General features: G+C 51.2%; 9 protein-coding genes. 6 read left to right on the forward strand and 3 right to left on the reverse strand.

Translation table 11 applies throughout. The features are described from left to right. Positions 1–39 precede the first annotated feature (39 nt). Both nagA and nagB read right to left on the reverse strand, forming a co-directional pair. Positions 40–1,212 (reverse strand): N-acetylglucosamine-6-phosphate deacetylase, encoded by a 1,173-nt coding sequence (nagA, locus tag GV64_RS03540; RefSeq protein WP_020584533.1) that lies wholly within the window; start codon positions 1,210–1,212, stop codon positions 40–42. A gap of 1 nt (position 1,213) precedes the next feature. Further along, complete coding sequence (nagB, locus tag GV64_RS03545; protein WP_020584532.1) at positions 1,214–2,014, reverse strand: glucosamine-6-phosphate deaminase; 801 nt, start codon at positions 2,012–2,014, stop codon at positions 1,214–1,216. Positions 2,015–2,401: 387 nt separating this feature from the next. On the opposite strand from nagB, the gene nagE reads away from it, so the two are divergent. The 5 genes from nagE (at position 2,402) to GV64_RS03570 (ending at position 10,955) form a co-directional block, all read left to right on the forward strand. Beyond that, on the forward strand, positions 2,402–4,180 hold the full coding sequence (gene nagE / locus GV64_RS03550) for an N-acetylglucosamine-specific PTS transporter subunit IIBC (protein ID WP_051087855.1): 1,779 nt from the start codon (positions 2,402–2,404) through the stop codon (positions 4,178–4,180). Further along, positions 4,177–6,729, forward strand: a complete 2,553-nt coding sequence (ptsP, locus tag GV64_RS03555; protein ID WP_020584530.1) for a phosphoenolpyruvate--protein phosphotransferase — start codon at positions 4,177–4,179, stop codon at positions 6,727–6,729. The genes nagE and ptsP overlap by 4 nt, the downstream gene beginning before the upstream one ends. Positions 6,730–6,958: 229 nt before the next feature. Continuing rightward, positions 6,959–9,463, forward strand: a complete 2,505-nt coding sequence (locus GV64_RS03560) for a DMSO/selenate family reductase complex A subunit (RefSeq protein WP_020584529.1) — start codon at positions 6,959–6,961, stop codon at positions 9,461–9,463. 20 nt (positions 9,464–9,483) lie between these two features. Continuing rightward, positions 9,484–10,104 (forward strand): DMSO/selenate family reductase complex B subunit, encoded by a 621-nt coding sequence (locus GV64_RS03565; protein ID WP_020583241.1) that lies wholly within the window; start codon positions 9,484–9,486, stop codon positions 10,102–10,104. Between the two features lie 2 nt (positions 10,105–10,106). Continuing rightward, a complete protein-coding gene (locus tag GV64_RS03570) occupies positions 10,107–10,955 on the forward strand; it encodes a dimethyl sulfoxide reductase anchor subunit family protein (RefSeq protein ID WP_020583242.1) in 849 nt (282 codons plus the stop codon). 52 nt (positions 10,956–11,007) lie between these two features. On the opposite strand, the gene GV64_RS03575 is transcribed toward GV64_RS03570, so the two are convergent. After that, positions 11,008–11,364 carry a cupin domain-containing protein gene (locus tag GV64_RS03575; protein WP_020583243.1) on the reverse strand — a complete coding sequence of 119 codons (357 nt, stop codon included), beginning with the start codon at positions 11,362–11,364 and terminating at the stop codon, positions 11,008–11,010. A gap of 321 nt (positions 11,365–11,685) precedes the next feature. Here GV64_RS03575 and GV64_RS03580 point away from each other — a divergent pair, with 321 nt between their 5' ends. Continuing rightward, positions 11,686–14,115, forward strand: a complete 2,430-nt coding sequence (locus tag GV64_RS03580; protein ID WP_020583244.1) for a DMSO/selenate family reductase complex A subunit — start codon at positions 11,686–11,688, stop codon at positions 14,113–14,115. Positions 14,116–14,124: the final 9 nt, after the last annotated feature.

The raw sequence follows: 14,124 nt of genomic DNA on the forward strand, positions 1-14,124 counted from the left end.
AACGTTCTTTGCAGTACTCTCAAAGATAAGAAGACAGAGCTATTTTTTGAGCTTCAGCTCTCCACCGCTGACAGTGCCATGCATGGTAAAGCTGTCATCGAAAATAGCGAAGTTGGCAAACTGCCCAACCGCAATACTTCCCATCTCATTTTCCACATGAATGGCTTTTGCTGCATTGACGGTGGCCATACGAATCACTGTCTGGGGCGCAAGGCCTTCGCGGATGCTGTTCGCGACCGCTTCAATCATGGTGAGTGCGGAGCCGGCAAGGGTACCATCAGCATTGGAACACTTGCCATCTTTGTGATAGATGGTTTGTCCAGCGAAGACAAAGGTTTCCATATCGGTGCCAGCCGGTGTGGTTGCGTCAGTCACCAGTACAAGACGGTCCTGCATCAGACGATGGGCGATTCGCAGGTTTTCCCATGACAGGTGGAGTCCGTCAGCAATAATACCGGCTCCAATAGAGTGGCTATCAAAGATGGCACCCACTACACCAGGCTCACGGCTGCCCAGAGGGCTCATGGCATTGTGCAGGTGAGTAGCAAACGTTGCGCCGGCTTGTTCTGCTGCCTTGGCCTGCTCGCAGGTGGCATTGGTATGGCCAATGGAAACAATAATGCCCGCTTTACTCAGCTTTTCAATCGTTCCTTCTGGACAGACTTCCGGGGCCAGTGTCACCATGGCAATAACGTCGGCATTTTCGCAGAAGAAGTCGATCATTGCAGAGGATGGTTCACGGATATAATCCGGGTCATGAATACCCTTTCGCTGAAGGTTCAGATAAGGCCCTTCCAGATGAACACCGGGAACGCGGTCAGGATGCATCGCCATGTATTCACGGGTGATATTGACCGCCTGCCGCATATCTTCATCACTGCTGGTAATCAGCGTAGGAAGAAATGCCGTACAACCTGAGCGCAGGTTTGCCTCATGCATGACATCCAGCGTACCGATGGAGATATCGCTGTTAAAAAGAACACCACCACAGCCGTTTAATTGCAGGTCGATAAAGCCAGGGCTCAGAGTCAGGCCGTTGAGATCAACCTGTTGATAATCTCCTCCAATTTCCTCTGCCTTGCCAATGGCCGAAATTCGGCCATTCTCTATAATGATGGTATCAATAGACTGCTGCTCTGGATTACCGGTTAACGGCTTGAAATTAACCAGTGCATACGTCTTTTCAGGGCTGATGACAAGATCCGCAGACATATCAGAAGTCCTTGATGTTTTCAGACTCAATATCCTGAAAGTATCGCAGGGTGCGAACTTTCAGATCCAGAGTCGCAGGATCGTCACAGATCATCATCGCTTTTGGATGAAGCTGCAGGGCGGAGATTGTCCACATATGGTTGACTGATCCTTCAACCGTGGCCTGAACAGCACGGGATTTATCAGAACCAGTAGCAAGAATCATCAGCTCGCGAGAGTCAAGAACCGTTCCTACACCTACGGTAAGCGCCAGTTTTGGTACCTGACTGATATCCTGTTCAAAGAAGCGAGCATTGGCTTCTCGGGTTTCAGAGGTTAGTGTTTTCAGTCGAGTGCGGGAGGAGAGTGAAGAGCCGGGCTCATTAAAAGCGATGTGTCCATCATGCCCGACACCACCCATGAACAGCTCAATGCCGCCATAGCCTTTAATCGCTTCTTCATAGCGCAGGCACTCGGCTTCCAGGTTTTCAGCATTACCATCCAGAAAGTTGATATTGGCAGCAGGAATATCCACATGATCGAAGAAATTACGATGCATGAACACGCGGTAGCATTCTGGATGATCTGCAGGCAGACCAACATATTCATCCATATTGAAGGTTACGACATTAGCAAAACTGACTTCACCCTCTTTGTGCAGGCGAACCAGCTCCTGATAAGTCGGAATTGGAGTGCCGCCGGTTGGCAGGCCAAGAACAAAGGGGCGGTCAGAAGTCGGGTTGAATGCCTTGATGCGTTGAACAATGTATTGGGCAGCCCAACGACCCACGGCTGGCTTGTCTTTCAGAGGTATAAAGCGCATGTCGTAAACTCCATATAGAAGAGTAGCTGGCTCGATCAGTCTGCTAATAAGCTGACCGGCTTTCTCATCAGGGATTCTGGTTAGTCAGTGTCGTGTAGTTGAAGTATACGACCTGTTGTACGTTCTGAGAGAGAATCCGGTAGCAGAATTTCGAATGGCTTCTCTAGTCTGCTCAAGGGAACTGTGATGCTTTGCATCATAGCTTATTTATTTTTTAATGAAAAATAAAGGCCGTTTGTTATGCGTTCAACAGGTAGTAAATGTCTTCAAATGATGATCTGAGTCAAGTTATTAGGGTTTTTTATTTTTTTTTGAAAAATAAATCAGTAAGATTTAGCGGCACACAGAAAGACACTCTCACTATAAAGAATTAATGGTTGATCAATCATGAACATCTTGGGTTACTTGCAGAAACTCGGTAAGGCGCTAATGCTGCCTATTGCCGTTCTTCCTGTCGCAGCCTTGCTGCTCCGTCTGGGACAGCCTGACTTGCTGGATATTCCCTTTATGGCGGAGGCGGGTAATGCTGTTTTCAGTAATCTGGCGCTGCTGTTTGCCATGGGTATTGCTGTTGGTCTGGCGGTAGATGGTGCAGGTGCTGCAGCCATCGCTGGTGCCGTTGGCTTTTTCATTCTGAAAGCCACGACAGCAACTATTAACCCTGATATCGATATGTCCTTCTTTGGCGGGATCATCAGCGGAATCGTTGCGGGTCATTCCTACAACCGTTTTCATGCGGTATCGCTGCCAGCCTATCTTGGCTTCTTCAGTGGTAAGCGTCTGGTACCCATCATGACTGGTTTGTTCATGCTGGCGATCGGCTGGGCGTGTGGTTATATCTGGCCAGCAATTCAAAATGGTATTGATGCTTTTGGTCATGGTGTTGCTGGTTCTGGCCCGGTTGGTCAGTTTGTTTACGGTACCCTGAACCGTGGTTTGATTCCTTTTGGTCTTCATCACGTTCTGAACTCTTACTTCTGGTTCGGTCTGGGCGACTTTACCAATGCTGCCGGTGAAGTTGTAAATGGTGATCTGCATCGATTCTTTGCCGGTGACCCAACTGCTGGAATGTTCATGACAGGTTTCTTCCCGGTCATGATGTTTGGCCTGCCTGCTGCAGCTTTGGCCATGTACCTGACTGCCCATAAGAGTCGTCGTGCACAGGTTGGTGGTGTTCTTTTCTCTGTTGCCTTGACTGCATTCCTGACCGGTATTACCGAACCTTTGGAATTTATGTTCATGTTCCTGGCTCCTGGTCTGTATGCCGCTCATGCTGTGCTGACTGGTGTTTCTCTGGTGGTGACCAATGCCATGGGCGTTCTGAGTGGCTTCGGCTTCTCCGCCGGTCTGTTTGACATGGTGCTAAACTGGGGTCTGGCAACTAACCCATGGACTCTGGTTATTATTGGTCTGGCATTTGCTGCCATCTACTTCTGCGTTTTCTACTTCGCCATCAAGATGTTCAACCTGAAAACACCAGGTCGTGAAGATGAAGACGACAGTGCTGTGGAAGTAGAAGCATCCATGGTGGACAAGCAGGGTATGAGCGACAACGCTTACCAGGCTCGTCAGTTCACCAAGGCGATCGGTGGTCTGGATAACGTAACCAACATCGATGCTTGTATTACCCGTCTGCGTCTGACCCTGAAAGACCCGTCTGTTGCTGATGAGAGTGTCATCAAGGCGCTGGGTGCCAGCGGTATGATTCGTGTAGGTGAGAAAAACCTGCAGATTATTCTTGGTCCACAGGCTGAAATCATTGCCGGTGAGATGAAGAAAATTGCGGCTACTGAAGATCTGAGTACTATCCAGTTACCTGGTCAGGCTCAGGAAGTAGCGGCGACTGTTTCTCATGGGACAGTGAAGAAAGAAGTGGAAGTAAAACCACTGGATAATGCTCTGTTTGCCCGTCAGTGCCTGAAGGTACTGGGTGGTCATCAGAACGTTACTCAGATTGATGCCTGCATCACTCGTCTGCGTCTGACTCTGAAAGACGCTTCCAGCGTCAGTGATGACAGCATTAAGGCTCTGGGTGCAACTGCGGTGGTACGTGTGGGTGAGAAGAACCTGCAAATCGTCGTTGGTCCTCAGGCTGAAATGATTGCTGATGAAATGAAAAAGATCCCGGTGACGGACGATCTTTCCAATGTTGAGGTTTCTGCATGACTCTCCTCAAAAATGAGGGCAAGCCTTGCCAACTGTCACTCGTTGCTCCTCTGTCTGGAATGCTGTTATCCATCGAGGAATCAGCTGACCCGGTATTTGCCGGCCGGTTGATAGGTGATGGTGTTGCGATAAACCCAACGGATTCTGTGGTACTGGCGCCTTGCGCCGGTACTATCAGTCAGCTGCATGATTCCAAGCATGCAGTGGCTATCAAGACAGATTCCGGCGTGGAAGTGTTGATCCATGTGGGTATTGATACTGTTGTTCTGCGTGGCGAAGGCTTTGAGACAAATGTCAAAATAGGCGACAAAGTGTCTGTTGGTCAGGAGTTGCTGTCTTTTGATCCCGAGTTTGTGGGAGCCAAGGCAGCCAGTCTGCAGACAGCAATGATGATCACGACCGGTGAAACCGGTGTGGTTGTTAACCCTCGTACAGAAGTAAAAGCGGGGCAGGATACCGTATTTGCGATTGGTGCTGAGCCTGAAAAGCAAATGTCCACCGAAAGCAAATACAGCCGTCAGGACAGCATTACCCTGACAGAAGATTTTGTGCTGAAGAACCCTCTGGGTCTTCATGCGCGTCCTTCTGCCACGCTGATTCAGATCATCAAACGCTTCAATTCTGAAGTGATGATTCTGAATAAAGACAATGGCAAAGAAAGCAAGGCCAACAGTCTGACTGCTTTGATGGGGCTGCAGACGGTGCTGGGGTCTAACCTGCAAATCACCGTTACCGGCCCTGATGCCAAAGACGCAATGGAAGCGGTTCTTGATGGTTTCCGAAGTGGTCTTGGTGAGGAGGTTTCCGATGTTCTTCCAAGCGCTGATGAAGCGATGGAAGAAGAAGCTCCACTGCTTGGACCGGTAGAAGGCTCCGATGGTCGTTTACCTGGTGTCAAAGCTGCGCCGGGTATGGCCATTGGTAAGCTGCACCACCTGATTCACGAACTGCCAGACTATCCTGAAGAGGGTGTAGGTGTCAGCGACGAACTGGGCCAGCTTGACTACGGTATCCAGAAGGCTCAGGAATCCCTGCAGCAGCTGGTTACCAAGATGGAAGCGGATCATGTTGGTGGTCATGCTGAAGTCTTTGTTGCCCATCAGCAGTTGCTGGAAGACCCGGCAATCAGTGAGCGTGCCCGCGAACTGATTGAATCTGGCAAGAGCGCCATGTGGGCCTGGCACAGAAGTTTTCTGGCAGAAGCGGATGAAATGCGCAAGCTGGATAACCCGATGCTGGCGGCCCGTGCCATTGATGTAGAAGACGTTGGTCTTCGGGTTCTGCGCTACCTGATGGGAGTTGAAGGTGGTACCGATCAGCTGCCTGAAAACACGATTCTCTGTCTGGAAGACATCACGCCTTCTGAAGTGGTGACTCTGGATCGCAAGCGGGTTATCGGTATCGTTACCCTGCATGGTGGTGCTACTTCCCATGCTGCCATTCTTGCTGGCTCGCTGAATATTCCTTACCTGGTGAATGTACCGGCCAGCGTTCGTCAGTACGAGAACGGTACCGATGTAATCCTGAATACCAACAAGGGTTACATGCTGGTGAATCCTACTCAGGAAGAGATCGCCAGAACGGTTGCCCGCCAGGAACGTGCTGCAGCTGAACACGAGGCTGCGCTGAAAGTGGCTGATCAGCCTGCGGTGACCCTGGATGGTCATCATGTCGAGATCGCTGCCAATATTGCTAACCAGGATGACGCTGAAAAAGCGGTCAAAATGGGGGCGGAAGCGGTTGGTCTGCTGCGTTCCGAGTTCCTTTATATGGAGCGTGCTACCGAGCCATCTATGGATGAGCAGGTAAAAGCCTATGAAGGTATTCTGGGTGCTATGGGTAAAGACCGTCCGGTCATTATCCGAACTCTGGACGTAGGTGGTGACAAGCCTTTGGCTTATCTGCCTCTGCCAAGGGAAGAGAACCCATTCCTGGGCGAGCGTGGTGTCCGTATCGGTATTAACCGTCCGGCCATGCTGCGCAAGCAGGTTCGTGCGATCCTGAAGGCTGCCCATGCCGGTCATGCCCGTATCATGTTTCCGATGATCAGCTCTCTGGATGAATTCCGTGCTGTGAAAAAGCTGGTGCTGGAAGAGCAGGAGAAAGCGGGCGTAACCGTAGAAGTGGGTATCATGATTGAAGTGCCTTCTGCTGCGCTGTTGGCCGATCATTTTGCCAAAGAAGTGGACTTCTTCTCCATTGGCACCAATGACCTGACCCAGTACACGCTGGCCGTTGACCGTGGCCACCCAAAATTGGCTGCCCGGATTGATGGCTTGCACCCTGCCGTATTGCGCCTGATCGATATGACGGTGAAAGCAGCTAATAAAGAAGGCAAGTGGACAGGTATCTGCGGAAGCCTGGCCAGTGACCCGAACGCAGTGCCCATTCTGGTTGGTCTGGGTGTTCAGGAGCTGTCCATCAGCGTGCCGGCAATCCCGGTGGTTAAGGCCCGTGTTCGCAGCCTGAACTATGAGCAGTGCCAGAGCCTGGCTCGTGAAGCACTGACTCTTGATTCAGTAGAAGACGTAAGACGTTTGACTGCCTGATCGCAGACAATCGCCTTTCTCAAAGCCCCATGGTTTGACCATGGGGCTTTTTTATTGCCATCTGTGATATGAAGATTTCCTCTCTGATCCGTAATTACCCTATAAGTCATAGGGCTTTGATCCAGATCATCCGTTGGTTAATAGATATCCAATTATGATGCCTGCTATTTGGTCGTCGGCACTTTTTTGTTCACACCTTTATGTCTGCAGGGAAGGCAGAAATTGATAATTGTCTGAGCAGTCTGTGATCACGGCCATGGTTAATGATAGGCTTGTGACGGCGATATCGATGAAAGAGATTGTGGATAAGGCACTTGCTTCCACCGTGAAGCGAAGAACGTTTATGAAGTGGGGAACTGCTGCAGGCAGCGCAGCTGTGGTTGCTGCCAATACACTGCCTCTGAAGGCCTCAGCATCCTCTGCTGTAGAGACTGTGTCGGCTGAAGAGATCAAGTCAGTCTGGTCTGCCTGTACGGTAAACTGTGGCTCCCGCTGTGCACTGCGTCATCAGGTAAAAGACGGCGTTATCATCCATACCGAAACCGATAACACCGGTGAAGATGTCTATGGTGACCATCAGGTTCGTGCCTGTCTCCGTGGCCGTTCTTTCCGCAAGCGCGTCTACAACCCTGACCGTCTGAAATACCCGATGAAACGTGTGGGTAAGCGTGGTGAAGGTCGATTTGAGCGCATCAGCTGGGATGAAGCGTTTGACACCATTGCTGACAACCTCAAGCGCATCAAAAAAGAATATGGCAATGAAGCCATTTACCTCAACTATTGCACTGGCACGTTGGGAGGCACGGTTTCCAAGTCCTGGCCGCCTGCTGCAACGCCAATTGCCCGTCTGATGAACTGCTGGGGTGGTTATCTTAATCACTACGGTGATTACAGTACTGCTCAGATTGCTATCAGCCTGCCGTATATGTTTGGTGGTAGCTGGGTTGGCAACAACTGTACGTCTGACTTGGTAAATACACGACTGGTGGTTAACTTCGGTAATAACCCGGCAGAAACCCGTATGAGTGGTGGCGGTGTTATTTATCATCTGGCTGAAGCCCGTAAGCGCAGTAATGCACGCATGATCACCTTTGATCCGCGCATGACGGATACGACCCTGGGAGCCAATGATGAGTGGGTTCCTCTGCGTCCGGGCACTGATGCCGCGCTGGTAGCAGGTATGGCGTGGGTGATGATTACTGAAAATCTGGTAGATAACGACTTCCTGAGCAAGTACACCGTTGGCTACGATGAAAACTCGCTGCCTGACAGTGCGCCGAAAGGTTCTTCCTGGAAATCCTATATTCTGGGCAACGGCAAAGACGGTGTTGAAAAGACCCCTCAGTGGGCGGCAAAAATTACCTCTGTACCTGCAGAAACGATCATTCGTCTGGCGCGCGAAATTGCCATGACCAAACCCTGTAACATCATGCAGGGTTGGGGGCTTCAGCGTACTGCCAATGGTGAGCAGGCCAGTCGTGCCATCTGTATGCTGGCCGTGATGACTGGCAATGTGGGCCTTCCTGGTGGTGGTACTGGTGCTCGTGAAGGCAGCTACTCCATGCCGTTTGCTGCATTCCCGACGCTTAGTAACCCGGTTAAAACATCCATCCCCATGTTCCTGTGGACTGATGCCATCACCCGTCATGATGAGATGACTGACAAGACTGATGGTATTCGTGGTGCTGAACGCCTGAGTCAGCCAATTAAGTTTATCTGGAACTATGCGGGCAACTGCATCATCAACCAGCATGCGGATACCAACCGCACCCATGAGATTCTGCAGGATGACAGCAAGTGCGAAATGATTGTGGTCATTGATAACCACATGACGGCCAGTGCCCGCTATGCCGATATTCTGCTGCCTGACCTGACTGCTGCAGAACAGCCTGACTTCGCCCCGAATGGTTCCTGTGGAAATATGGGCTACACCATCTTCTGTGACACGGCGGTTGAGCCTCTGTATGAGTGCCGCTCTGTATATGAAATGTGTACTGGTATTGCCAAGCGTCTGGGCGTTGAGCAGGCATACACTGAAGGTCGTGATCAGGAAGCCTGGCTGCGTCATATCTATGGTGAATCCCAGAAGATGAACCCTGAGCTGGGTGATCTGGATTTTGATGCCTTCCGCGAAATGGGCATCGTCAAACAGAAGAATCCGGGGGAGCCTCATGTGGAGTTCCGTGCTTTCCGTGAAAATCCGGAAGCTAACCCGCTGGCGACGCCTTCTGGAAAGATTGAGATTTATTCTGAGCGTCTTGCCGATATCGCTTCCAGCTGGGTGTTGGGTGAGAGCGATATTATCCGGGCACTGCCAGAATACGCTTCTTCCTGGGAAGGGCATGAAGCAGACCATGCTGAACAGTATCCACTGCAGATGTTTGGTTTCCACTTTAAAGCCCGTACTCACTCCACTTATGGCAACGTGGATGTGCTGCGCGAAACCAACCGTCAGGAAGTGTGGATCAACCCTGTGGATGCCCAGAAGCGCAATATCAAAGACGGTGAAATGCTGAAGGTCTGGAATGACCGCGGTGAGATCCGTGTTGCTGCGAAAGTAACCGAGCGCATCATGCCTGGCGTCGTCGCCATGGGGCAGGGCAGCTGGTACGCACCAGACCGCAATGGCGTGGATCGTGGAGCGTGTATGAATACCCTGACGACCCAGCGCCCATCACCACTGGCCAAGGGAAATCCTCAGCACAGTAACCTGGTTGAAATTGCCAAGGCATAACAGGATAGGAATAAAGTTCGATGACTCAACTTGGATTTTATGTCGACACGGCCAAGTGTACGGGCTGCAAAACCTGTCAGCTGTCGTGCAAAGATGAAAACGATCTGAAGGTCGGTGTGAACTGGCGCCGGGTCTATGAGTACGGTGGCGGTAGCTGGATTCAAAACGAAGACGGCACCTACGCCCAGGACGTGTTTGCTTATTACACGTCCATCAGTTGTAACCACTGCGCCAAGCCAGCCTGTACCAAGGCCTGCCCAACCGGTGCCATGCACAAGCGTGACAAGGATGGTCTGGTGGTTGTGGACGCCGATGTCTGTGTTGGCTGCCGTTACTGCGAAATGGCCTGCCCATACGGGGCACCTCAGTTTGATGCAGAAAAGAAAGTCATGACCAAGTGTGATGGCTGCTTCGACCGCGTTGAGCAGGGCAAGAAGCCGATCTGTATCGAATCCTGCCCGCTGCGAGCCCTGGATTTTGGTCCGATCGAAGAACTGCGTGCCAAGTACGGAACGGAAGCGGATATCGCGCCACTGCCAGACTCTTCACTGACCGAGCCATCGCTGGTGATGAAGGCGAGCCGTCATGCCAAACCTTCCGGTGATAAGACCGGACGCATCATGAACACACGGGAGGTGTAACCATGCACGAGTTGCCACTGGTATTTTTTACGGTTCTGGCACAGGGAACCGTTGGCCTGTTCCTGGTACTGGCCTGCCTGTTGATGGCGAACAGCGATGCGAATCGTCAGCAGCTGTTGAACAAACTGCTGATGGTAGTTCTGGTTCTGCTGGGTATCTCGGGCGCTGCGGCCATGACGCACCTGGGTCAGCCACTGCGTGCCGTGAACGTGATCTTTGGTCTGGAACACCTCTCTGCACTGAGTGTTGAGATTATGACCACCTCCCTGTTTGGTGGTGCAGTCTTTACCTATGTGGCCATGGTGCACTTCGGTATCTTGCCAAAGCTGCAGAAACTGGTACTGGCCGGAGCCATGGGGCTGGGCGTTCTGTTACTGCTGGCCATTGCCAATGTGTACACACTGGCCACTGTACCGGCCTGGAACAGCGGCTGGACCATCTTCCAGTTTGTAATGACCGCTTTTGTGGTGGGTATCCCTGCAGCTGCGCTGATGCTCAGAAGCCAATCGGTTTCTCTGGGAGCGTTCCAGAAGAACACAGATCGTGCACTGGCCACTTTGGGCTTTATCACCCTGGGTCTGGTTCTGGTGGGTTACCCACTGTACCTGTTCTGGCTGGGGCAGGTTGACCTGCCTGCTAATCCTCTGGGTCTGTTTGACTACCACGGTAGTCTGATGCTGGCCCGCCTTGGCCTGCTGTTTGCCGGTCTCGGTGTTTGGGTGATTGCTGCCACTCGTGGTAACAACTCGGCAGTTGGTCTGGCGGCCGTGAGTACAGTGCTGGTACTGACGGCTGAACTGTGTGGTCGTATTTTCTTCTACGACCTGCATATGTTTGCCAGCGGGATGTGATTCAATATATTTTCCTCCGCTATTTCCTGGCGGAGGTCTGGGCCTCTGGAAGTTAACTTTGTTTGATTGCCAGGGGCTTACCTTTAAGTCCAGCATGAAATATCAGAATAACGGTTGGTCTGTGTCCTGGGTTAAACCCTTTATGCCATTGGTTGACCACATCGGCATATGCCTCTCCTTCCAGTAAGTGCACTTCTTTTCTCCCATCCTCACTTTGAAATACCAGCTCACCGCTCAATATAATCCCTGCATTGATAACAGGGTGGGTATGTAATGAGACCTGACCAGAAGGGGGAACCACAATTTTCACGACTTCAACTTCAGGCTGACCGGAACCGTATTCTGGTAACAGGGAACCATCCCAGCTTGTGCTGGTCAGCAGTAGTTCTTCTGCCTGAATATCATTCATTACCTGCACCCTATTGAGTGATATCAGCTGTAATCATAGTTGGGGTGTATTGAGATGTATTTGGTGCTCAATAAAGAATCATTCTCAATTGCCGGTGCGCCGTGCTCTTCAGCGTGCTCGATAAATTCCTACCCCTTTCAGTAATTGCCTCAAACCCTGCAAAAAATTGATCTGTGTCAATCGGTTATTGATTGGCCAGCTCGTATTATCAGCGCCATTTCACCAGTTCATTATTTAAACAGAGATGCATTTTGTAAGGGTGCGTTTCAACACTACTTGGTTATGTGCTGGTTCCCGGTTTTAGTGATAACGGTAAAATAAATGAAGAAACTTCTCGATAGTGCGCTGTCGTCTGTCATCAAGCGAAGAACCTTTATGAAGTGGGGTACTGCTGCGGGCAGTGCCGCTGTTGTCGCTGGCAATGCTCTTCCTCTGAAAGCCATGGCATCTGATTCAGCACAGGAAAAAACCGCTGAAGAAAAAGTGACCTGGTCTGCCTGTATGGTGAACTGTGGCAGCCGCTGTCCTGTTCAGGTTCATACCAAAGATGGCGTTATCACCCATGTTGAGTCCGATAACCGTGGCGATGACGTATACGGTGATCATCAGATCCGTGCCTGTCTTCGTGGCCGCTCCATCAAACAGCGGGTATACAACCCTGATCGTCTGAAATACCCAATGAAGCGGGTAGGCAAGCGTGGTGAAGGCCGTTTTGAACGCATCAGCTGGGATGAGGCGCTGGACACCATTGCCAAACAGCTGAAGTACACCATCGATACTTACGGTAACGATGCAATCTATTACCAGTATGGCTCCGGTACTCAGGGTTATAAAACTGATGGTCCTTTTGCCTCCAAGCGCCTGCTGAATATGCTGGGTGGCTTTTTGCCTTACTACGGTAACTACAGCTGGGGACAGATTCAATTTGCTCTGCCATTTACTTACGGTGGTGGACGTCCAGCAGCATTCGGTAGTTTCACCAGTGAAATTGCTAACGCAGAACTGCTGGTCATGTTTGGTTACAACCCTGCAGAAACCCGTATGAGTGGTGGTGGTGAAATCTACGAGCACATTAACTCTGTGAACAGCAAGAATGTTCGCACCATCATCATTGACCCTCGTTATACCGACACCATGCTGGGCAAAGAGTCTGAGTGGATTCCAATCCGCCCGGGTACTGATGCTGCTCTGGTAGAAGCCATGGCGTGGGTGCTGATCAACGAGAAGATGGTGGATGAAGCATTTCTCGAGAAGTTCTGCGTTGGTTACGATGAAAAAACGCTGCCAGCCAGTGCGCCAAAGAATGGTCACTACAAAGCCCATATCCTTGGTCAGGGTGCTGATGGCATTGAGAAAACGCCAGAGTGGGCTGCAAAAATCACCGGCATTCCAGCGAAGAAAATCATTCAGCTGGCTCGTGAAATTGGTAATGCCAAGCCGGCTTACATCATTCAGGGAACTGGTATTCAGCGCCAGGCCAACGGTGAGCAGGCAAGCCGTGCCATCTGTATGCTGCCAATTCTGACCGGTAATATCGGCCTTGCTGGTACCAATACGGGCGAAATGCCTGGGAACTTCGGCTTCCCTGTGAAAACTCTGCCGGTTGGTACCAACCCGATCAAGACGACGATTCCATTCTTCAAATGGAGTGATGCGATTTGGCGGCACGCTGAGATGACTGATAAGACGGATGGCCTGCAGGGCGGAACTTCACTGAAGAACCCGATCAAGTTCATCTGGCAATATGCGGGCAACATCACGGTTAACCAGCACTCTGACATCAACCGAACAAAAGAGATCCTGTCGGATGAGAGTCTGTGCGAGTTCATTCTGGTGTTCGAAAACCATATGACGCCGACCGCACGGTTTGCTGACATTCTGCTGCCGGACATCACCACCATCGAAAATTATGAAGTGGCAAGCAATGGTTATGCGTCAGGAAGCCTGGGTGCAGTGATTCCTCTGGTACCAGCGATTGCTCCGATGTATGAGTGCCGCAGTGCATACGACATCTGTTCAGGTATTGCCAAACGCTTTGGTCTGGAAGAGCAGTACACAGAAGGCAAAACCCATGAGCAGTGGGTAGCGGAGCTCTATGAGCAGATGCGTGAAGAGCAGCCTCAGGTTCCAACGCTGGAAGATCTGCGTCGCGACGGTCCATACAAGCAGCTGGCACCGAAGAACATTCGCATTGCTCTGGAAGGTTTCCGCAAGGACCCTGTGAAGAATCCTCTGGGTACGCCATCCGGAAAAATCGAGATCTACTCCGAACAACTGGCGACTATCGCCACAGAATGGGCACTGCCAGAAGGTGATGTAGTGACACCGCTGCCTCAGTATGTCACGACCTGGGAAAGCCATTTGGATCCGCTGACTGAGAAGTACCCACTGCAGCTGATTGGTTATCACACTAAGGGCCGTGTGCATTCCACATACCATAACGTAGCGTTCCTGCGCGAAGCGGTAACCGATGCCGTGTGGATGAACCCTGCCGATGCAGAAGCACGTGGAATCAAAGATGGTGACATGCTGAAAGTCTGGAATGACCGTGGTGAGACCCGAGTCCCGGCTAAAGTCAGCCCTCGTATTATGCCGGGCGTTGCCGCTCTGGCGGAAGGCGCTTGGTACACACCGGGTAAAGACGGTGTTGATCGCGGTGGCTCATTCAACGTACTGACGACTCAGCGTAATACGCCGCTGTCTAAAGGTAACCCGATGCACACCAATCTGGTTGAAATTGCCAAGGCATAACAGGATAGG

This window comes from Endozoicomonas elysicola (assembly GCF_000710775.1).
Classification (GTDB): domain Bacteria; phylum Pseudomonadota; class Gammaproteobacteria; order Pseudomonadales; family Endozoicomonadaceae; genus Endozoicomonas; species Endozoicomonas elysicola.